At 66.7% G+C, this 20,357-nt stretch carries 19 protein-coding genes and 1 pseudogene; 12 read left to right on the top strand and 8 right to left on the bottom strand.

Going from position 1 to position 20,357, the window contains the following annotated elements; translation table 11 throughout:
• Nucleotides 1-216: 216 nt before the first annotated feature.
• Nucleotides 217-1,401: a pyridoxal phosphate-dependent aminotransferase gene (locus R5H29_RS14975; RefSeq protein ID WP_134735351.1), complete on the bottom strand. Its 1,185-nt coding sequence runs from the start codon at nt 1,399-1,401 to the stop codon at nt 217-219.
• 205 nt (nt 1,402-1,606) lie between these two features.
• Here R5H29_RS14975 and R5H29_RS14970 point away from each other — a divergent pair, with 205 nt between their 5' ends.
• The 8 genes from R5H29_RS14970 (at nt 1,607) to hslU (ending at nt 9,140) form a co-directional block, all read left to right on the top strand.
• Nucleotides 1,607-3,718, top strand: a complete 2,112-nt coding sequence (locus R5H29_RS14970) for a S9 family peptidase (protein WP_171952609.1) — start codon at nt 1,607-1,609, stop codon at nt 3,716-3,718.
• A 54-nt stretch (nt 3,719-3,772) separates the two neighbouring features.
• A complete protein-coding gene (locus R5H29_RS14965; protein ID WP_021203896.1) occupies nt 3,773-4,195 on the top strand; it encodes a YbaN family protein in 423 nt (140 codons plus the stop codon).
• 127 nt (nt 4,196-4,322) lie between these two features.
• On the top strand, nt 4,323-4,595 hold the full coding sequence (locus tag R5H29_RS14960; RefSeq protein ID WP_065178023.1) for an LPS translocon maturation chaperone LptM: 273 nt from the start codon (nt 4,323-4,325) through the stop codon (nt 4,593-4,595).
• Nucleotides 4,588-5,439 carry a diaminopimelate epimerase gene (gene dapF, locus R5H29_RS14955; protein WP_227844053.1) on the top strand — a complete coding sequence of 284 codons (852 nt, stop codon included), beginning with the start codon at nt 4,588-4,590 and terminating at the stop codon, nt 5,437-5,439. Before R5H29_RS14960 ends, dapF begins: the two co-directional genes overlap by 8 nt.
• Nucleotides 5,436-6,110, top strand: a complete 675-nt coding sequence (locus tag R5H29_RS14950) for a DUF484 family protein (protein ID WP_019660702.1) — start codon at nt 5,436-5,438, stop codon at nt 6,108-6,110. The genes dapF and R5H29_RS14950 overlap by 4 nt, the downstream gene beginning before the upstream one ends.
• Nucleotides 6,111-6,126: 16 nt before the next feature.
• The gene (gene xerC / locus R5H29_RS14945; protein WP_164144578.1) at nt 6,127-7,023 is read left to right on the top strand and encodes a tyrosine recombinase XerC; all 897 of its coding nucleotides are present in this window, start codon (nt 6,127-6,129) and stop codon (nt 7,021-7,023) included.
• Nucleotides 7,024-7,108: 85 nt separating this feature from the next.
• Nucleotides 7,109-7,660, top strand: coding sequence for an ATP-dependent protease subunit HslV (hslV, locus tag R5H29_RS14940; RefSeq protein WP_332329381.1), 552 nt, complete (start codon nt 7,109-7,111; stop codon nt 7,658-7,660).
• 106 nt (nt 7,661-7,766) lie between these two features.
• A complete protein-coding gene (hslU, locus tag R5H29_RS14935) occupies nt 7,767-9,140 on the top strand; it encodes an ATP-dependent protease ATPase subunit HslU (RefSeq protein ID WP_026347094.1) in 1,374 nt (457 codons plus the stop codon).
• A gap of 96 nt (nt 9,141-9,236) precedes the next feature.
• Here hslU and R5H29_RS14930 read toward each other — a convergent pair whose 3' ends face one another.
• Together R5H29_RS14930 and smeT are read right to left on the bottom strand one after the other, a co-directional pair.
• The gene (locus tag R5H29_RS14930; RefSeq protein WP_332329380.1) at nt 9,237-10,229 is read right to left on the bottom strand and encodes a Gfo/Idh/MocA family oxidoreductase; all 993 of its coding nucleotides are present in this window, start codon (nt 10,227-10,229) and stop codon (nt 9,237-9,239) included.
• 46 nt (nt 10,230-10,275) lie between these two features.
• Nucleotides 10,276-10,935 (bottom strand): efflux transporter SmeDEF transcriptional repressor SmeT, encoded by a 660-nt coding sequence (gene smeT / locus R5H29_RS14925; RefSeq protein WP_108269965.1) that lies wholly within the window; start codon nt 10,933-10,935, stop codon nt 10,276-10,278.
• 208 nt (nt 10,936-11,143) lie between these two features.
• Here smeT and smeD point away from each other — a divergent pair, with 208 nt between their 5' ends.
• The 3 genes from smeD to smeF all read left to right on the top strand — a co-directional run bounded on the left by smeD (nt 11,144) and on the right by smeF (nt 16,946).
• Nucleotides 11,144-12,328 (top strand): multidrug efflux RND transporter periplasmic adaptor subunit SmeD, encoded by a 1,185-nt coding sequence (smeD, locus tag R5H29_RS14920; protein WP_332329379.1) that lies wholly within the window; start codon nt 11,144-11,146, stop codon nt 12,326-12,328.
• A gap of 12 nt (nt 12,329-12,340) precedes the next feature.
• Nucleotides 12,341-15,463 carry a multidrug efflux RND transporter permease subunit SmeE gene (gene smeE, locus R5H29_RS14915; protein ID WP_019660696.1) on the top strand — a complete coding sequence of 1,041 codons (3,123 nt, stop codon included), beginning with the start codon at nt 12,341-12,343 and terminating at the stop codon, nt 15,461-15,463.
• Nucleotides 15,464-15,560: 97 nt separating this feature from the next.
• Nucleotides 15,561-16,946: a multidrug efflux RND transporter outer membrane subunit SmeF gene (gene smeF / locus R5H29_RS14910; RefSeq protein WP_332329378.1), complete on the top strand. Its 1,386-nt coding sequence runs from the start codon at nt 15,561-15,563 to the stop codon at nt 16,944-16,946.
• Between the two features lie 108 nt (nt 16,947-17,054).
• On the opposite strand, the pseudogene R5H29_RS22975 reads toward smeF, so the two are convergent.
• The 5 genes and pseudogenes from R5H29_RS22975 to R5H29_RS14885 all read right to left on the bottom strand — a co-directional run bounded on the left by R5H29_RS22975 (nt 17,055) and on the right by R5H29_RS14885 (nt 19,426).
• A pseudogene (locus R5H29_RS22975) lies at nt 17,055-17,506 on the bottom strand (REP-associated tyrosine transposase).
• Nucleotides 17,507-17,613: 107 nt separating this feature from the next.
• Entirely contained in the window at nt 17,614-18,036 is a 423-nt protein-coding gene (locus R5H29_RS14900) for a low affinity iron permease family protein (protein ID WP_019660693.1), read from the bottom strand.
• Nucleotides 18,037-18,103: 67 nt separating this feature from the next.
• Nucleotides 18,104-18,439, bottom strand: a complete 336-nt coding sequence (locus tag R5H29_RS14895; protein WP_021203904.1) for a hypothetical protein — start codon at nt 18,437-18,439, stop codon at nt 18,104-18,106.
• 75 nt (nt 18,440-18,514) lie between these two features.
• A complete protein-coding gene (locus R5H29_RS14890; RefSeq protein WP_021203905.1) occupies nt 18,515-18,775 on the bottom strand; it encodes a hypothetical protein in 261 nt (86 codons plus the stop codon).
• Between the two features lie 198 nt (nt 18,776-18,973).
• On the bottom strand, nt 18,974-19,426 hold the full coding sequence (locus tag R5H29_RS14885; protein ID WP_005419409.1) for a nucleoside deaminase: 453 nt from the start codon (nt 19,424-19,426) through the stop codon (nt 18,974-18,976).
• An 80-nt stretch (nt 19,427-19,506) separates the two neighbouring features.
• Here R5H29_RS14885 and ubiE point away from each other — a divergent pair, with 80 nt between their 5' ends.
• The gene (gene ubiE / locus R5H29_RS14880; protein WP_019660690.1) at nt 19,507-20,268 is read left to right on the top strand and encodes a bifunctional demethylmenaquinone methyltransferase/2-methoxy-6-polyprenyl-1,4-benzoquinol methylase UbiE; all 762 of its coding nucleotides are present in this window, start codon (nt 19,507-19,509) and stop codon (nt 20,266-20,268) included.
• The last annotated feature ends 89 nt before the right edge of the window (nt 20,269-20,357 follow it).

The following is a 20,357-nucleotide window of genomic DNA, read 5'->3' as shown; positions in this document are numbered from 1 at the left end:
ACTCTACAATCGAAGGGGGCCCCGGCGGCGCCGCCACCACCGCGCCGGCCGCACACTTGGCGGCGCGGGCCTACAGCTTCCTGTGGGCGCGTTTGGGCGGCAAGTACGCAGACCGGAAAACGCCGCCCCCGGGCGGCGTTTTCAGTTATCGGGTAGCGCCGGACCCTGCCCGGGGCGCGCGTAGCGCGGCAGGATGCCGCCGGGCATGGCCCGGCGCTACCGGAAATGCTTCAACCCACGCGCGATCCGCTCCACCGCCTCCTGCAATCGCGGCACTTCCTGGGTATAGGCCAGGCGCACGTGCTGGTTGGCACGATGGAAGCCGAAATCCAGCCCGGGCGTGAATGCCACATGCTCGGTTTCCAGGAAGTGGGCGCAGAACGCCTGCGCATCGTCGGTGAACGCGCTGACGTCTGCGTACAGGTAGAACGCGCCCTGCGGCTCGACCTCGATACGGAAGCCCAGCTCACGCAGTGCGGGCAGCAGGAAGTCGCGACGCTGGCGGAACGCTTCGCGGCGCTGTTCGAAGATCGCCATCGATTCCTCGCTGAAACAGGCGAGGGCGGCATGCTGGGCGATGCTCGAGGCGCTGATGTACAGGTTCTGCGCCAGCTTCTCCAGGTCCGGTACCGCGGCCGGCGGTGCCACCAGCCAGCCCAGCCGCCAGCCGGTCATGCCGAAATACTTGGAGAAGCTGTTCAGCACGAACGCGCTGTCATCCACCTGCAGCACGCTGGGCGCATCCAGGCCATAGGTGAGGCCGTGGTAGATCTCGTCCACCACCAGGTGGCCGCCCCGCGCGTGCAGGGCCTGCGACAGTGCGGCCAGATCGTCGGCGGAAAGCACGGTGCCGGTCGGGTTGGCCGGTGAGGCGACCAGCGCGCCGACGCTGTCGGCATTCCAGTGCCGTTCCACCAGTGACGGGGTCAGCTGGTAGGCGGTCTCCGGCCCGACCGGTACCAGTTGCGCACCGCCTTCCACCAGGCGCAGGAAGTGGCGGTTGCACGGATAGCCGGGGTCCGCCAGCAGCCAGTGGCGGCCGGGATCGACCAGCAGGCTGCTGGCCAGCAGCAGCGCACCGGACCCACCCGGTGTGACCAGGATGCGTTCAGGGTCGATATCCAGCCCGTAATGGCTGCGATAGAAGCCGCTGATGGCCTCACGCAGAGCCGGCAGGCCACGTGCGGCGGTGTAGCGGGTATGACCGGCGGCCAATGCGGCCTGGCCGGCGCGCACGACAGGTTCGGCGGTGGTGAAGTCCGGTTCGCCGATTTCCAGGTGGATCACATCGTGGCCGGCCTGCTCCAGCGCCTGTGCGCGGGCCAGCAGGGACATCACGTGGAATGGAGCGATTTCATGGCTGCGCCGGCTGTAGCCCGGCGTGTGGGGCAGGGTGCTCATGTGCCCATGGTACGCCGCGCGTCTGGGTCATGCGTTGTGGTAGTGCCGGCCGCCGGCCGGCATTCCGACCGTCTCCGGGTTCGTGAGGTTGCTGGCCAGCGGCCGGCACTCCCCATGACGATCCGCAGGGTTGCCCGCAGCCCTCCTGCAACCCAGACTCGGGCACAAGGACGCCATTGCATTGCAGTTCAAGGAACCCCACTACATGAAATCCACTCTCTGCCTGTTGCTCGCCAGCCTGATGACCACTACTGCCACCGCCGCCACTCCGCCTGTTCCGCCGGATGCCGCCAAGCATCCGCATGTGGTCAAGGCGCCGTTCGGCGCGACCCGCAACGATGACTATTACTGGCTGCGCGACGACAAGCGCGAGAACAAGGACATGCTGGCCTACCTGCAGGCCGAGAATGCCTACGCGGACCAGGTGCTGGCGCCGCTCAAGCCGCTCGAAGACACCCTGTACAAGGAGATCGTCGGCCGCATCAAGCAGGATGATTCCAGCGTGCCGGCGCGTGAGCGCGGCTATTGGTACTACAGCCGCTTCGAGACCGGCCAGGACTATCCGATCCACGCGCGCCGCAAGGGCAGCATGGAGGCCGCCGAGGAGATCCTGCTGGACGTCAACGCCATGGCCGCCGGCAAGGGCTATTTCAGCGTCGGCTCGATGGAAGTGAGCCAGGACAACCAGCTGCTGGCCTGGGCCGAGGATGATGTGGGCCGCCGCCAGTACACGATCCGCTTCAAGGATCTGGCCACCGGCAAGGTGCTGCCCGATGTGATCACCGGCAGCTCCGGCGACCTGGTCTGGGCCGACGACAACCGCACCGTGCTGTATGTCGAGAACGATCCGGAAACGCTGCTGACCGTGCGCGTGAAGAAGCACGTGCTGGGCACTCCAGCCAGCGCCGACACCGTCGTCTACGAAGAGAAGGACGACAGCTTCTACATGGGCATCGGCCGCACCCGCGATGATCGCTTCATCACCATCGGCGTGCACAGCACCGTGTCCTCGGAAGAGCGCTACGCACCGGCCGGCGACCCGACCACGTTCACCGTGCTGGCCCCTCGCCAGCGTGACGTCGAGTACGATGCCGACCACTACGACGGCCGCTGGGTGATCCGCACCAACGACGGCGCGAAGAACTTCAAGCTGGTCACTGCGCCGACCGATGCCACTTCGCGTGCGCAATGGAAGGACTGGATCGCGCACGACGATGCGGTGTTCATCGAAGGCTTCGAACTGTTCGATGGCTACACCGCCATCGCCGAACGCTCCGAGGGCCTGGAACGCATCCGCCTGCTGTTCAAGGATGGCCGCAGCGACTACGTGAAGGCTGATGAGCCAGCGTACTCGATGGGCCTGGGCGACAACACCGAGGCCGATACGCCCTGGCTGCGCTACGTCTACACCTCGATGACCACCCCCACCACCGTGTTCGAACTGAACACCGCCACCGGTGAGCGCCGCCAGCTGAAGGTGCAGCCGGTGATCGGCTATGACGCGTCGAAGTACGAAACCGACCGCGTCTGGATCACCGCACGTGATGGCGTGAAGGTGCCGGTGTCGCTGGTCTACCGCAAGGGCTACCAGAAGGACGGCAAGGGCGCGCTGTTCCAGTACGCCTATGGCAGCTATGGCATGTCGATGGATCCGTACTTCAACCAGACCGCGGTAAGCCTGCTTGATCGTGGCGTGGTGTATGCCATCGCCCACATCCGCGGCGGCCAGGAAATGGGCCGCGACTGGTACGAGAACGGCAAGCTGCTGCACAAGCAGAACACCTTCAACGACTTCATCGACGTCACCCGCGGCCTGGTCGCACAGGGCTGGGCGGCGAAGGATCGCGTCGCTGCGTCCGGTGGCAGCGCCGGTGGCCTGCTGATGGGCGCGGTGGCCAACCAGGCCCCGCAGGATTACCGGGTGATGGTGGCGCAGGTCCCGTTCGTCGACGTGGTCACCACCATGCTCGACCCGACCATTCCGCTGACCACCAATGAGTACGACGAGTGGGGCAACCCGGAACAGAAGCAGTATTACGACTACATGCTGTCCTACTCGCCCTACGACAACGTGAAGCGGCAGGCGTACCCGGCGCTGTTCGTGGGTACCGGCCTGTGGGATTCGCAGGTGCAGTACTGGGAGCCGGCCAAGTGGGTGGCCAAGCTGCGTGACGACAACACCGGCCACTACCCGATACTGTTCCGCACCAACATGGAAGCCGGCCACGGCGGCAAGTCGGGGCGCTTCCAGCGCTACCGCGAGCTGTCCGAGTCGTACGCGTTCGTGCTGCAGCAGCTGGGCATCGCCCAGCCGTGATCGCGACAGGGTGCCGGGCGCTGCCTGGCACCCTGAACCGGTATCCTTGCGGCCATGAGCGCGCCAGATCCTTCCGCCCCTCGCGATGCCGCCACGCCTCCGCGCGTGGTGCGTTTCCGCTGGGCGTGGTGGCTGCTGGCGTATGTCAGCCTCGGCACCGGCATCGTCGGCATCTTCGTGCCGGGCCTGCCGACCACCGTATTCATCCTGATTTCGGCCTGGGCCGCCTCGCGTGGCTCCGAGCGCCTGCACAACTGGCTGCTGCAGCATCCACGCTTCGGCCCGGCCATCGCCAACTGGCAGGCACACGGGGCGGTCAGCCGCTACGGCAAGTGGATGGCCACGATCACCATGGCGGTATGCGCCGCCATCATGCTGTGGTGCGTACCGATTGCCTGGGTGAAGTGGTTCTCGATCGGCAGCATGACCGTGGTGGCGATCTGGCTGTGGACGCGGCCGCTGCCGCCAAAGCAATGATTGCCCGCCGGGCATGGCCCGGCGCTACCTGCGGCGCCCGGTTACGGTAGCGCCGGGCCATGCCCGGCGGATGCGTGGCGTGCCGCCCTGCACCAACCGCTCAGCCGCCAATGGCTATACTCGGGGCATGAAGATCCCCCATCGAAACGCCATCCTGATTCCGCTGGCAGCGGCCTCGCTGCTGCTCCTCGCCGCCTGCGGCAACAAGGGCCCGCTGGTACTGCCGCAGAAGCCGGTGCCGGTGGAGGAAACCGTCGAACCCGCTGCCGAGCCCGCCACCGAGGCGACCCCGGCGGAGGCCCAGGGCGCCGTTGCCCCCACCACGACCGTCGACCCGGCTGCAACGACCACTCAGCCGGCACCCGCGCCAGCGAAGAAGGCGGGCAGCGGGAATGAGTAAGGCCGGTTCCAAGGCCTTGCGCTTCAGCAAGATGCATGGCGCGGGCAATGACTTCGTAGTGATCGACCTGCGTGACGGTACTGCGCCGCCCACGCCTGAACTGGCCGCGCGCCTGGCCGACCGCCACACCGGCGTCGGCTGCGATCAGATCCTGACCATCGAGGCGCCACGTGCGGAAGGCTCGGTGGCCTCGTACCGCATCTGGAACGCCGACGGTTCCAATTCCGAGCAGTGCGGCAATGGCGCGCGCTGCATCGCGGCCTGGCTGGTGCGCGAGGGCAGCGCGCAGGGCGATGCATTCGTCATCGACAGCCCGCTGGCCAGCCATGAGGTGAAGGTGCTGGGCGAAGGGCAGTTTGCGGTGACGATGGGCGTGCCTGCCTTCGAGCCGGCCAACGTGCCGCTGATGGGCTTCGCCCACCCGCGCGAGGAATACCTGCTGCCGCTGCAGGGCGAGAGCGTCCGCTTTGCTGCGGTGTCGATGGGCAACCCGCATGCGGTGATCGAAGTCGGCCTGATCGATGCTGCGCCGGTCGAGCGCGTCGGTGCGCTGCTGCAGCAGCATGCCTCGTTCCCGCGCTCGGTGAACGTGGGCTTCGCCCAGGTGATGGGCCCGGCGCACGCCCGCCTGCGCGTGTTCGAGCGCGGCGTCGGCGAAACCCTGGCCTGTGGCAGTGGCGCCTGCGCCGCTGCGGTGACCCTGATGCAGCGCGGCCGCCTGCAGCGCGATGCCCGCATCAGCCTGCCCGGTGGTGACCTGCGCATCCAGTGGCCGGGGGATGGCCAGCCTGTGGTGATGGCCGGCCCGACCGCATTCGTCTTCGAAGGGGAGTGGATGGCATGAGCGAAACCGTCGACAAGCTCGGGGCCCACGAAGTCGCTGCCTGGTTGCGGCGTCATCCCGGCTTCCTCAAGCAGTTCCCGGACCTGGCCCTGACCCTGGTGGTGCCGCGCGATGACGGCCCGACCGCATCGCTGGCCAGCTACCAGCTGGAAGTGCTGCGCGAGAAGAACCGCGAGCTGGCGCGACGGTTGGCCGACCTGGGCGCGACCGCCCAGGTCAACGAGCGGCTGGCGGTGCGCACGCATCAGCTGACCCTGGCACTGATGAAGCAGGACAATGCGGCCGACACTCTGCGTGCGATGGCCGCTTCGTTGCAGGAAGACTTCGCCGGCGACCTGGTGCGGCTGGTGGTGCATGCGCCGGTGGCCGGGCTGGAACAGGCCGACTGGCTGCAGGTGATCGCCGCCGATGATCCGCAACTGGGCCCGTTCCGCGACTGCCTGAAGGACGGCGAGCCGATCTGCGGCCGCCTGCAGCCGGAGAAGAACGCCGTGCTGTACGGCGCGCGCAGCGAGGAGGTGCAGACCACCGCGCTGCTGCCGCTGCCGGGGGTTGGCCTGATCGCGGTCGGCAGCCATGATCCGAACCGTTTCTACCCGGGCATGGGCACGTTGTTCCTGCGCATGATGGGCGACGCCCTGGCCACTGGCCTGAAGCGCTTCCCGAGCTGAGCAGGGCACGACGGCGATGAGCGCGGTACAGGCGTTCCTGCAGCATCTGCAGGTGGAGCGGCGGATGTCGGCGCACACACTCGACGCCTACCGCCGCGACCTGGACGCGCTGTCGGCCTGGGCCGAGCCGCGTGGCGTAGCCGTGGAGGCACTCGATGCCGAAGCGTTGCGCCAGTTCGTGGCCGATGAGCATCGCCGCGGCCTGTCGGCCAAGAGCCTGCAGCGCCGCCTGTCGGCCTGCCGAAGCTTCTACGCCTGGCTGCTCAAGCACGGACGCATCGAGGCCAGCCCGGCAGCGACGTTGAAGGCCCCGCGCGCGCCGCGCCGCTTGCCGCAGGTTCTCGATGCCGATGAGGCCGTGCAGCTGGTCGAGCTGGAGCCGGACGGCGACCTCGGCCGGCGTGACCGCGCGCTGCTGGAGCTGTTCTATTCCTCGGGCCTGCGCCTGAGCGAAGTCTGCGCGCTGACTTGGCGCGATCTGGATTTCGACAGCGGCCTGGTCAACGTGCTGGGCAAGGGCAACCGCCAGCGCAGGGTGCCGTTCGGCCGGCCGGCGCGCGAAGCGCTGCAGGCGTGGCGCGCGGAAAGTGGTGGCGGCCCGTCTTCGCCGGTATTCCCCGGCCGCAACGGGCCGATCAGCCCGCGTGCGGTACAGATCCGCATCCGCCAGCTGGCGCAGCGCCAGGGCCTGTTCAAGCAGGTGCATCCGCACATGCTGCGGCACAGTTTCGCCAGCCATATTCTCGAATCGTCCGGCGACCTGCGCGGTGTGCAGGAGCTGCTGGGCCATGCCGACATCGCCACCACGCAGATCTATACCCACCTCGATTTCCAGCACCTGGCCAAGGTCTACGACGCCGCGCACCCGCGCGCGAAGCGCCGACGCAGCAGCGAGGGCAGCGGAGAAAGCTGAACGATGCCCCTGCGGTGGCCGGTCGCGGGTGGCTTGAAGGGCGCAGCGCAGTCCCCACCTCTGGTTCTGTCACCCCGGAGGCATCATGGACCCCAGTCAGAACCCCAACGTTTTCCACGCCACCACCATCGTCTGCGTCCGTCGCGGCGAGCACGTGGCCATTGCCGGCGACGGCCAGGTCACGCTGGGCCACACCGTGATGAAGGGCAATGCACGCAAGGTGCGCCGCCTTGGCCGCGACGGCCAGGTGCTGGCCGGTTTCGCCGGTGCCGCCGCCGATGCCTTCACCCTGTTCGAGCTGTTCGAGGCCAAGCTGGAAAAGCACGGCCAGCTGCAGCGCGCTGCGGTCGAGCTGGCCAAGGATTGGCGCACCGAGCGCCGCCTCGGAAAGCTTGAAGCCCTGTTGGCTGTGGCTGACAAGGAAACCTCGCTGATCATCAGCGGCACCGGCGATGTGATCGAACCCGAGGACGGCATCATCGCCATCGGCTCCGGTGGCTCGTATGCACTGTCGGCCGCGCGCGCGTTGATGGCACATACCGAAATGGATGCGCGCACGATTGCCAGTGAAGCGATCGGCATCGCCGGCGACATCTGCATCTACACCAACCGCAACGTGGTGGTCGAGGAGCTGTGACGGGGAACCCGTCACAGACATTCCAGATTCGCCGGGCATGGCCCGGCGCTACCGTCCGGGGCCGTTCGGTTCCGGCATCGTAGACAACGAATTCGTGAGCACATCCATGTCGAAGATCGAAGTATCCTCCGCCACCATGACCCCGCGCGAGATCGTGCAGGAACTGGATCGGCATATCGTGGGCCAGCACGACGCCAAGCGTGCCGTGGCCATCGCCCTGCGCAACCGCTGGCGCCGCATGCAGCTGGCGCCGGAGCTTCGCAATGAAGTGATGCCCAAGAACATCCTGATGATCGGCCCGACCGGCGTCGGCAAGACCGAGATCGCGCGCCGCCTGGCTACGTTGGCCAACGCGCCGTTCGTGAAGGTCGAAGCCACGCGCTTCACCGAAGTGGGCTACGTCGGCAAGGACGTCGAGCAGATCATCCGCGACCTGGCCGACACCGCGGTCAAGCTCTATCGCGAACAGGCCAAGGTGCGCGTGCGTACCCAGGCCGAAGAACGCGCCGAAGACCGCATCCTCGATGCGCTGCTGCCGCGTCGTAGCGGCGGCATCGGTTTCGATCCTGAAGTCGCCCGCAACGAACCGTCGGCGCAGGACAACGAGACCCGCATCAAGTTCCGCAAGATGCTGCGCAACGGTGAGCTGGACGAGCGTGAGATCGAGCTCGACCTGGCGGCCAATGTCAGCATGGACATCATGACCCCGCCGGGCATGGAGGAAATGGGCCAGCAGCTGAAGTCGATGTTCGCCAACCTGGGTGGCGGCGCGAAGGCGCACAAGCGCACGCTGACCATCAAGGCCGCGCGTCCGCTGCTGATCGAGGAAGAGGCCGGCAAGCTGGTCAACGAGGACGATATCCGCACTGCGGCAATCGAGGCCTGCGAGCAGCACGGCATCGTCTTCATCGACGAGATCGACAAGGTTGCCAAGCGCGGCGACAACGTGGGCGGTGGCGATGTCTCCCGCGAAGGCGTGCAGCGCGACCTGCTGCCGCTGGTGGAAGGCTCCAACGTGTCCACCAAGTACGGCACGATCAAGACCGACCACATCCTGTTCATCGCGTCGGGCGCGTTCCACCTGGCCAAGCCCAGCGACCTGATTCCGGAGCTGCAGGGCCGTTTCCCGATCCGCGTTGAGCTGGGCGCGTTGAGCAAGGGCGACTTCGTGCGCATCCTGACCGAACCGAAGGCGGCGCTGACCAAGCAGTACGAAGCACTGCTGGCCACCGAAGGCGTCAAGGTCAGTTTCACTGCCGATGCCATCGAGCGCCTGGCCGAGATCGCGTTCCAGGTGAACGAGCGCCAGGAAAACATCGGCGCGCGCCGCCTGCATACGGTGCTGGAGCGCCTGCTGGATTCGCTCAGCTACGAGGCACCGGACCGCGATGGCGAAACCCTGGCCATCGACAGCGCCTACGTCGATGCACACCTGGGTGAGCTGGTGCAGGACCCGGACCTGAGCCGCTACATCCTGTAATGCGCATCGAGGTCGGATCCTTCGCCGTGGCGAGGGCCCTGGCTCCATCCGCTGCAACAGAAAAGGCCGCCGCAGGGCGGCCTTTTGCGTTGGCGCTCAGCGCGATTGCCGGGCGCGGTAGGCCTGCAGTACCTGGTCGATCACTGCACTGGTGCGGGCGGCGCTGATGCCGTTCGAGGGCGAGTGCCCGTGGCCGCGCAGTTCGTCCACGACGGAGGCGATCAACGGCTGCTGGACCGATGGCGGGTTCGGGATATCGAATGACTGCACGCCCGCTTCGGTCTCCAGCACCACCGGAACGTCCTCGAAGGTGGCAAAGCGCAGCTGCCCCAGGTCGCCGGTGATCTCGACCTCGTCCTGTCGGCGGAACGCGCAGAAGCTCCATTGCGCGATGCCGTGCGCCCCCGCCCCGGTGCGGAAGCACATCGAGACGCTGTCTTCGGCGGCGTAGGCGCCGGTCAACGAACTGGCCAGGCCGCGCACGTCGCTCAGGGGCCCCAGCAGATGGTCGAGCAGGTCCAGGGTGTGCGAGCCCAGATCGACGAACAGCCCGCCGCCGGAGATTGCGGGATTGGTCCGCCAGAAGTCCGGCGATGCGGCGTTCACCGAATGCGGCCGATGCAGGGTGGCGCGAACGCTGCGCGGTGTACCGATCGCGCCGCTGTCCAGCAGCTGCTTCACCTGCGCGAATCGGGGCAGGGCGCGGCGGTAGTAGGCCACGAACACGGGCACGCCGCTGCGGGCGCTGGCCGCGATGATGCGCTGGCACTCGTCGTGGTTCATGGCCATCGGCTTTTCGATGTAGACCGGCTTGCCTGCAGCAATCGCCTGCAATGCGTAGTGCATGTGCGTGGAGGGCGGTGTTGCAACGTAGACCGCGTTCACCTCCGGATCGGCGATGAGTGCATCGGCGTCCGCGTACCAGCGCGGAATCGCGTGGCGGCGTGCATAGTCTTCGGCCAATGCGGCATTGCGGCGCATGACCGCCACTACCCGTGAGCCTGGCGTGTTGGCCAGGGCCGGCCCGCTCTTCTTCTCGGTGACGCTGCCACACCCGATGAAGCCCCACACCACGTTGTCCAGGATCATCGATCTGCCCTTGCAGGGGGTGCCGCAGTGATGGGAGCAGCCTCGTTCACGCCTCGGGCAGCGGCTCGGGGACGGTGCCGGGAACGAACACGCCATCCTTCACGTAGGCGGCCAGAGTCATGTCCAGCGCGAGCATGCCGTCGCGCTTGAGGTCCATCAGTTCCGGTTCGACCATCGCGCCGTGCAGCACGCCCAGTACGGTGGCGTGCAGCATGCGCGCGGCGATCTTCGGGTCCGCTCCTTCGCGCAGCTGGCCCAGGTCCCGGGCCCGGCGAAGCGCACGCTCCATCCGGTCCAGCGCATCGCGGAATCCGGCCTGCTGCATTTCGGTCAGCACCTTGGTGTCGGCCGAGGCATCGCTGCGCAGCATGATCTCCATGGTCTTGCGCAGGCGCTCATCCTCGGACAGCTCGATGAACGAGTGGATCATCACCGCGCGCAGGTCGTGTACCGGCGTGTCGCGCTGCTCGGTGGAGGTGCGTTCCAGTTCCTGCATGAAGGGCAGGTGCACCCGTTCAACGATCGCGGCCAGCACCTCGCTCTTGTTCTTGAAGTGCCAGTACACCGCACCACGGGTATAGCCGGCGCGGGCGCCGATCATCTCCAGCGTGGTACGGGCCACGCCGTGTTCATGGAAACAGGCTTCGGCGGCGTCAAGGATGCCTTCCCGGGTTGCCTGGGTGTCCTCTTTGGTCTTGCGGGCCATGGATGGGTACGAGTGCGGGTGAAACGTGGCTGAATTGTACCCGTTTACAAACAAACACGCATGTATGTATATTTCCGTCCCATCATTCCCGCCGTGTGCGTGGCAGGCCGTTGCCGGCTGCTTCTGCCCGCCGGTGAGCGTTGCCTGCTGGCGCTTTCGGCCTGTATCAGCGCGTTTTGAGATTCCTTCCCCTGAGAGCCTTTCCGTCATGTTGCTGAGCCGAATCCGACCCATCGCGCTGTCGCTGGCCATCGCCGCGACCGTGGCTGCCTGCGGCGGCCAACCCCAGGCCTCCGAACAGGGCCCCGGTGACGTCACCGTGGTCACGCTGAAGTCCGAGACCGTGGGCCTGACCCGCGAACTACCGGGCCGTACCAACGCCTTCCTGGTCGCCGAAGTGCGCCCGCAGGTCAACGGCATCGTTGCCAAGCGCCTGTTCACCGAAGGCGGCATGGTCAAGGCCGGCGAGCCGCTGTACCAGATCGAGGACGCCAGCTACCGCGCCCAGGCCAACAGCGCCCGCGCCCAGCTGGCCCGCGCCGAAGCCACGGCCAACGCCGCGCGCCTGAGCGCCAAGCGCATCACCGAGCTGGCCAAGGTCGACGCGGTCAGCCAGCAGGACCTGGAAAACGCCGTCGCCGCGCAGAAGCAGGCCGAGGCCGATGTCGGTGCCGCCAGGGCCTCGCTGGACGCGGCCAACGTCACCCTCGGCTATGCCCGCATCACCGCGCCGATCAGCGGCCGCATCGGCAAGTCCAGCGTCACCCAGGGTGCGCTGGTCAGCGCCGGCCAGGCCAATGCACTGGCTACCGTGCAGCAGCTGGACCCGATCTATGTCGACCTGACCCAGTCCTCCGCCGAACTGCTGCAGCTGCGCCGCGAACTGGCTGCCGGCCGCCTGCAGGACAACCAGACCCTGCCGGTCAGCATCCTGATGGAAGACGGCAGCACCTTCGAGCACAAGGGCACGCTGGAGTTCTCCGAAGTCAGCGTCGATCCGACCACCGGCAGCTTCGGCTTGCGCGTGAAGGTGGACAACCCGGACGGCCTGCTGATGCCGGGCATGTACGTGCGTGCGGTGATCGGCGGCGGCGTGCGCAGCGATGCGGTGCTGGTGCCGATGCAGGGCATCGCGCGCGATCCGAAGGGCGACACCACCGCGATGGTGGTCGGCAAGGACAACAAGGTCGAAGTGCGCCCGGTCAAGGTCAGCCGCACGGTCGGCGACAAGTGGCTGGTCGAGGACGGCCTGAAGGCCGGTGACAAGGTCATCGTCGAAGGCCTGCAGAAGATCGGCCCCGGCATGCCGGTCAAGGCCACCGAGAAGGGCGCTGCTCCGGCCAAGCCGGCGGCAGCCGCCCAGCCTGCCGCCCCGGCCGGCGACGCGAAGTAAGCGGAGAACTCCATGGCACGCTTTTTCATCGATCGACCCATCTTTGCGTGGGTGATCGCCATCATCATCATGCTCGCCGGCGGCCTGGCCCTGTTCAAGCTGCCGGTCTCGATGTACCCCAACGTCGCGCCGCCGGCGGTGGAAATCAGCGCCACCTACCCGGGTGCATCGGCCAAGGTGGTCGAGGACTCGGTGACGCAGATCATCGAGCAGAACATGAAGGGCCTCGATGGCCTGATCTACTTCTCCTCCAACAGCTCGTCCAACGGCCAGGCCACCATCACCCTGACCTTCGAGAGCGGCACCAACCCGGACATCGCCCAGGTGCAGGTGCAGAACAAGCTGCAGCTGGCCATGCCGCTGCTGCCGCAGGAAGTGCAGCGGCAGGGCATCAACGTGGCCAAGTCCAGCTCGGGCTTCCTGAACGTCATCGCGTTCGTGTCCGAGAACGGCAGCATGGACGCCAACGACATCGCCGACTACGTCGGTTCCAATGTCGTCGATCGCCTGAGCCGCGTGCCGGGCGTGGGCAACATCCAGGTGTTCGGTGGCAAGTACGCCATGCGCATCTGGCTGGACCCGAACAAGCTGCATACCTATGGCCTGTCCGTCGCGGAAGTGACTGCGGCAATCAAGGCACAGAATGCCCAGGTGGCGATCGGCCAGCTCGGCGGTGCGCCGTCGGTGAAGGGCCAGCAGCTCAACGCCACCATCAACGCGCAGTCGCGCCTGCAGACCCCGGAACAGTTCCGCAACATCATCGTGCGCGGCGCGCAGGACGGTGCCGAGCTGCGCCTGGGTGATGTCGCCCGCGTCGAACTGGGGGCTGAGTCCTACGACTTCGTCACCCGCTACAACGGCCAGCCGGCCAGCGGCCTGGCGGTCACCCTGGCCACCGGCGCCAACGCGCTGGATACTGCGGCCGGCGTGGACGCTGCGCTGGAAGACATGAAGAGCTTCTTCCCGGCAGGGCTGAAGGCCGAGATCCCGTACGACACCACCCCGTTCGTGCGCGTGTCGATCAAGGGCGTGGTGCAGACCCTGCTCGAAGCGATCGTGCTGGTGTTCGTGGTGATGTACCTGTTCCTGCAGAACTTCCGCGCCACCCTGATCCCGACCATCGCCGTGCCGGTGGTGCTGCTGGGTACCTTCGGCGTGCTGGCGATGCTGGGCTTCTCGGTGAACATGCTGACCATGTTCGCGATGGTGCTGGCGATCGGTCTGCTGGTGGACGATGCCATCGTGGTGGTGGAGAACGTCGAGCGCATCATGTCCGAGGAAGGACTGTCGCCGCTTGAAGCGACCCGCAAGTCGATGGGCCAGATCACTGGTGCGCTGGTGGGTATCGGCCTGGTGCTGTCGGCGGTGTTCGTGCCGATGGCCTTCATGAGCGGATCCACCGGCGTGATCTACCGGCAGTTCTCGGCCACGATTGTCTCTGCAATGGCGTTGTCGGTGCTGGTGGCGATCGTGCTGACGCCGGCACTGTGCGCGACCATGCTTAAGCCGCTGAAGAAGGGTGAGCATCATGTTGCCCACCGCGGCCTGGTCGGTCGCTTCTTCAACGGTTTCAACCGTGGCTTCGACCGCACCAGCGAAAGTTACCAGCGTGGTGTGCGCGGCATCATCCATCGTCCGTGGCGCTTCATGGGCATCGTGGCGGCACTGTTCGTGCTGATGGGCGTGCTGTTCGTGCGCCTGCCCAGCTCGTTCCTGCCCAACGAAGACCAGGGCGTGCTGATGGCGCTGGTGCAGGCCCCGGTCGGCGCCACCCAGGAGCGCACGCTGGAATCGATCGCGGCATTGGAGAACCACTTCCTGCAGAACGAGAAGGATGCGGTGGATTCGGTGTTCTCCGTGCAGGGCTTCAGCTTCGCCGGCATGGGCCAGAACGCCGGCATGGCGTTCGTCAAGCTGAAGGACTGGAGCGAGCGTGACGCCGACAATGGCGTGATGCCGATCACCGGTCGTGCGATGGCGGCCCTGGGCCAGATCAAGGATGCCTTCATCTTTGCCTTCCCGCCGCCGGCCATTCCGGAACTGGGTACTGCCTCGGGCTATACCTTCTTCCTGAAGGACAACAGCGGCCAGGGCCACGAGGCACTGGTCGCCGCACGCAACCAGCTGCTCGGCCTGGCCGCCGGCAGCAAGAAGCTGGCCAACGTGCGCCCGAACGGCCAGGAGGACACGCCGCAGTTCCGCATCGACATCGACGCGGCCAAGGCGACCTCGCTGGGGTTGTCGATCGACCAGATCAACGGCACGCTGGCCGCTGCGTGGGGCAGCTCGTACATCGATGACTTCGTCGATCGTGGCCGCGTCAAGCGCGTGTTCGTGCAGGCCGACCAGCCGTTCCGCATGGTCCCGGAGGACTTCGACCTCTGGTCCGTGAAGAACGACAAGGGCGAGATGGTGCCGTTCAGTGCATTCGCCACCAAGCACTGGGATTACGGTTCGCCGCGCCTGGAGCGCTACAACGGTGTGTCGGCGATGGAGATCCAGGGCGAACCGGCCCCGGGTGTCGCCTCCGGCGATGCCATGGCCGAGATCGAGCAGCTGGCCAAGCAGCTTCCGGCGGGCTTCGGCATCGAGTGGACGGCGATGTCCTACCAGGAACGCCAGGCCGGCTCGCAGACGCCACTGCTGTACACGCTGTCGCTGATGATCGTGTTCCTGTGCCTGGCCGCGATGTATGAAAGCTGGAGCGTACCGACCGCGGTGCTGCTGGCGGCCCCGCTGGGTATCCTCGGCGCGGTGCTGGCCAACACCTTCAAGGGCCTGGAGCGCGACATCTATTTCCAGGTGGCGATGCTGACCACGGTGGGCCTGACCAGCAAGAACGCGATCCTGATCGTCGAGTTCGCCAAGGAAAACCTGGAAAAGGGCGCCAGCCTGATCGAGTCGATCATGCACGCCGTGCGCGACCGCCTGCGCCCGATCGTGATGACCTCGCTCGCCTTCGGCATGGGCGTGGTACCGCTGGCGATCTCCACCGGCGCCGGCTCCGGTGCCAAGCAGGCGATCGGCACCGGCGTGCTCGGCGGCATGATCGTCGGCACCGTGCTCGGCGTGTTCTTCGTGCCGCTGTTCTTCGTGGTGGTGCAGCGCGTGTTCAAGCGCAAGACCGCCGAGTGATGAAATCCGGTAGCACCGGGCCATGCCCGGCGGATGCCTCACCGCGTAGCCGCCGGGCATGGCCCGGCGCTACCACCGTGACCGCCAAGGTGTCGCCATGAAATTCTCTTCTCTTGCTGTATCCCTGGCCGCCGCGCTCGCGCTGGCAGGTTGCTCCACCCTGGTGCCGAAGAACACCGCTGTCGCCCCGGCGATCCCGGCGCAGTGGCCGGCCGAGGCCGCGCAGGGCGAGGTGGCCGATGCCGCCGCCGTCGGCTGGCGCGACTTCTTCACCGATGCGCGCCTGCAGCAGGTGATCGAGCAGTCGCTGCAGAACAATCGCGACCTGCGCGTGGCCGTGCTCAACGTTGAACGCGCGCGCGGCCAGTACCGCGTGCAGCGCGCTGATCGCGTGCCTGGCGTGGCCGTCACCGGCCAGATGGACCGTCGCGGTACCGATGCCGGTGTCAGCGAGCAGTTCACCGCCGGCGTTGGCGTGGCCGAGTTCGAGCTGGACCTGTTCGGCCGCGTGCGCAATCTCAGTGAAGCCGCGCTGCAGCAGTACTTCGCGGTGGCCGCCAACCGCCGCAACGCGCAGTTGAGCCTGGTTGCCGAGACCGCAACTGCGTGGCTGACGTATGGTGCCGACGCGCAGCGCCTGAAGATCGCCGAGGCCACGCTGAAGACCTACGAAGATTCGTTGCGCCTGGCCGAGGCCCGCCACGAGCGTGGCGGCAGTTCGGCACTGGAACTGACCCAGACCCGCACGCTGGTCGAGACCGCGCGCACCGATGCTGCGCGCCTGCGTGGCCAGCTGGCCCAGGACCGCAACGCGCTGGCGCTGCTGGCCGGTGGCCAGCTCGATCCGGCACTGCTGCCGGACGGCATCGAACCGCAGCTGCTGGCACTGGCACCGCCGCCGGCCGGCCTGCCCAGCGACGTGCTGCTGCAGCGCCCGGACATCATGGCCGCCGAACACCAGCTGCTGGCGGCCAACGCCAATATCGGTGCGGCACGCGCGGCGTTCTTCCCGAGCATCTCGCTGACCGGCAGCATCGGCAGTGGTTCGAGCGAACTGTCCAACCTGTTCGACAGCGGTACGCGCGTGTGGAGCTTCCTGCCGAAGATCACGCTGCCGATCTTCCAGGGCGGCAAGCTGCGCGCCAACCTGGCCATCGCCAACGCCGATCGTGATATCGCTCTGGCGCAGTACGAGAAGTCGATCCAGGTGGGCTTCCGCGAAACCGCCGATGCGCTGGCGTTGAATGTCAGCCTGGACGAGCAGGTGCGTTCACAGCAGCGCCTGGTGGAAGCGGCCGAACAGGCCAACCGCCTGTCGCAGGCGCGCTACGACGCGGGCCTGGACAGCTTCGTGACCCTGCTGGATGCGCGGCGTACCGCCTACAACGCACAACAGACCCAGCTGCAGGCGCAGCTGGCGCAGCAGGCCAACCGCATCACGCTGTACAAGGTGCTGGGCGGTGGCTGGCACGAGCGCAGCTGAGCAGCAATTCGATACCGGTAGCGCCGGGCCACGCCCGGCGGCTTTTCGTTCCTGCATGCCTGACGTCTGGGCGGACCGCACTTCGTGCTCGCCGGGCATGGCCAGGCGCTACCGCATGGGCCAACGGCACCATGCAAACGGATATTCATCGAGATGCAGGGTCAACCCTGCTCGGATGGGGTTGCCCCGGATGTACAACGCATGGCGCCTCAAGGCTTCCTCGCTGCGTACCGCGTGATCGAAATAGCTCGGCTGCCACAAAGGCGTCTGTATGCCGAACTGCTGCCCCAGCAACCGGCTGCTGCGGGATTTCACCGTTCCCATCATGCGCGCCAGTGATCCGTCGCGCAGCTGCATCAGCCAGTGCAGATCGTCAGGCATGACGACCCAAGCAAAGGACCGACTGAGGCCCAGCGTTCAACATACCTCAATGCATCCACAAGACACGTTGCACAACGTGGATCTTCAAAGACCGGACGCCGGTGGCGTACGACCGTGGTGAGGACGTAGTAGCCCCCGATACGGGAGTGGCGGCCGCGTTCCAGGTGACGGCTGGACATGGCGCCAGTCTGCACTGATGGGATGTCCGCCGTTATCAGCCGAGGGCGATGGCCCGTGTGGGATTCTTCCGGGTACCCCGCTCGCCGGGCATGGCCCGGCGCTACCGTCAGATCGCTTCATCGTCGCGCCGCGCTGCATGGCAGGCGCGCACCCGCGCGAGCGCATCGCCGGCTTCGCGCGCCATCTGCTCGTACTCGGCGCGGATCTCTTCCAGGCGTGCCTCGTCCAGTTCTTCCAGATCGAGCAGCTCGTTGTTGGCCTCGGCGGTTGCCCGGATCAGCTCGTCCAGCTTGATCTGCATCGCGGCGGTGTCCGCGTTCTGCGTGTGCTGGATCAGGAACACCATCAGGAAGGTGATGATGGTGGTGCCGGTGTTGATCACCAGCTGCCAGGTGTCGTTGAAGCCGAACACCGGGCCACTGATGCCCCAGATCACCACGATCGCCACTGCAGCCAGGAAGGTCCACGGCGAGCCCGTGGCGGCCGCGGCCTTCTTGGCGATCGTATTGAACAGGTTTCGTGCTTTCATCGTCGTCGTCCCACTCAGGTGACGAGGATGATCGGCAGTGGCGCGTGGAGGCGCCGTGCAGCGGCCGTCAGGCGCGCATGCGTTGCAGTCGTGGCGCCTGCAGGCTGCGCACCGGGCTGCTCTGATAGACGTGCTGCCAGCAGAGGTCGACGAACTCGCGGGCCTGTGCTTCGCTCAGCCGCGGCATGATCTGCAGGGCGTACTGGGTCTGGAACATTTCGTCACGTTCGGCCTCGCTGGCGCGCGGCTGGGTGATCAGCGAATCACAGGCGAACTTGATCCACGGCACGTAGGAGCCGAACGAGTTGTGCGGCAGTGCGCCCTCGGCATGCTGGCGGCGCCAGTGGTCAAGCTCGGCGTCTACGTTGATGACCGGAGGAATGGTGGGGACTTCAGCGTGCATGACAATCCAGTTCGGTTGAGTGGAAAGGGAGTGGGGGTTCATCGGAGTGTGGCGTATCTGCCGGTGCATGCCGCGTCAGCGGGATGTGGAGCCGGTGTGGCGATTGCTGATCAGTTGCGCGTGCTCGACCGCCCCCATCTGCTCGGCCATGGTGGCCATCGCGTTGCACAGTCGCTCGTGATCGCGTGGCTGGCCGCGCACCAGTTCCAGCTGCAGGCCCTGGTAGGCACTCCAGAACGACGCACTGCGCCGGTGCAGCGCGAAGTGCTGCTGCAGGCGTTCGCGGATGGATTCGAGGATCGGGTCGGGCGTAGGTCGTACGGCGTGCGCGCACATGGCTGGCTCCGCCGGGGAAACGAGCCCCGGTAACCCCACCCTAGGCGTGTCAGCCGGGCGGGGTGTTACCGCAGTGTGTGCACGCAGTCCAGCTGACTGTGCGCGCGGTCACGGCAATGGCCGCAAACGCTGTCCGCACTAAGAGGTGGCGGCACTGAAGCGTTCATTAAACGGGTTCAACGGATGACCGTGTGTGGCTCATTCACCGATGTCTTCGTTCCAGATGTCCGGATGGCGGCTGATGAAATCGCCGAGCAGGTCGACGCATTCCTGGTTGTCGAGGTCGATCACGTTGACGCCGTTTTCCCGCAACCAGTCGATGCCGCCCTGGAAGGTGCGCGATTCGCCCACCACCACGGTGCCGATGTTGAACTGGCGCACCAGGCCAGAGCAGTACCAGCACGGTGCCAGGGTGGTGACCATGATCGTGTCCTGGTAACGGCGCTGGCGGCCGGCCTTGCGGAACGCATCGGTCTCGCCGTGCACCGACGGGTCGCCTTCCTGCACGCGGCGGTTGTGGCCGCAGCCAAGCAGGCGGCCGTCGTTGTGGTACAGGGCCGCGCCGATCGGCACGCCGCCCTCGGCCAGGCCCTGGCGGGCTTCGGCGATGGCGGTCTGCAGCAGGGCCTGGTAGTCGGGCGTGGTGATCATGCGGGGCTCCGGTAAGTCGTGGCCCGCCATGATACGGGCAGGGGGTGCCGCTGGCCCCCGGCGGTGCGATAATCGGGGCCATGAGCGAATCCCCCTACAAAGCCGGTACCACCCATTTCGGGTTCCGCGACGTCGCCGCCAAGGACAAGCAGAAGCTGGTCGGCCAGGTGTTCACCTCGGTCGCGCGCAACTACGACCTGATGAACGACCTGATGAGCCTGGGCGTGCACCGGGCGTGGAAGCGCTACTACGTGGCCACCGCGCAGGTGAAGCCGGGCGACCGCGTGCTCGATCTGGCGGGCGGCACCGGCGACATCGCCGCCCTGCTGAAGGAGCGCGTCGGCGCCGAGGGCTCGGTGGTGCTGGGCGACATCAACGCCGGCATGCTGTCGGTCGGCCGTGACCGCCTGACCAACCGCGGCTTGGTGCTGGGCCTGGACTACGTGCAGTGCAACGCCGAGGCCCTGCCGTTCCCGGACAACAGCTTCGACCTGGTCACCATCGCCTTCGGCCTGCGCAACGTGACCGACAAGGACGCTGGCCTGCGCGAGATGTACCGCGTGCTGAAGGTGGGCGGCCAGGCCCGCGTGCTGGAGTTCTCCGAAGTCACCGCGGACTGGTTCAAGCCGATCTACGACTTCCACTCGTTCAAGATCCTGCCGAAGCTGGGCAAGCTGTTCGCCAATGACTCGGACAGCTACCAGTACCTGGCCGAGAGCATCCGCAAGCACCCGCCGCAGGACGAACTGAAGGCGATGATGGCGCAGGCCGGCTTCGAGCGCTGCCACTACAAGAACCTGACCGGCGGCATCGTCTCGATCCACTCCGGCTACAAGCTGTAAGCCCGGTGTCCGGGTAGTGCCGGCCGCTGGCCGGCATCCCCGTGCCCGGTCGTCGTCCGTGCGGATGCCGGCCAGCGGCCGGCACTACC

This window comes from Stenotrophomonas sp. A3_2 (assembly GCF_036624925.1).
Lineage (GTDB): Bacteria > Pseudomonadota > Gammaproteobacteria > Xanthomonadales > Xanthomonadaceae > Stenotrophomonas > Stenotrophomonas hibiscicola.
This window is presented reverse-complemented; position numbering and strand designations above follow the sequence as displayed.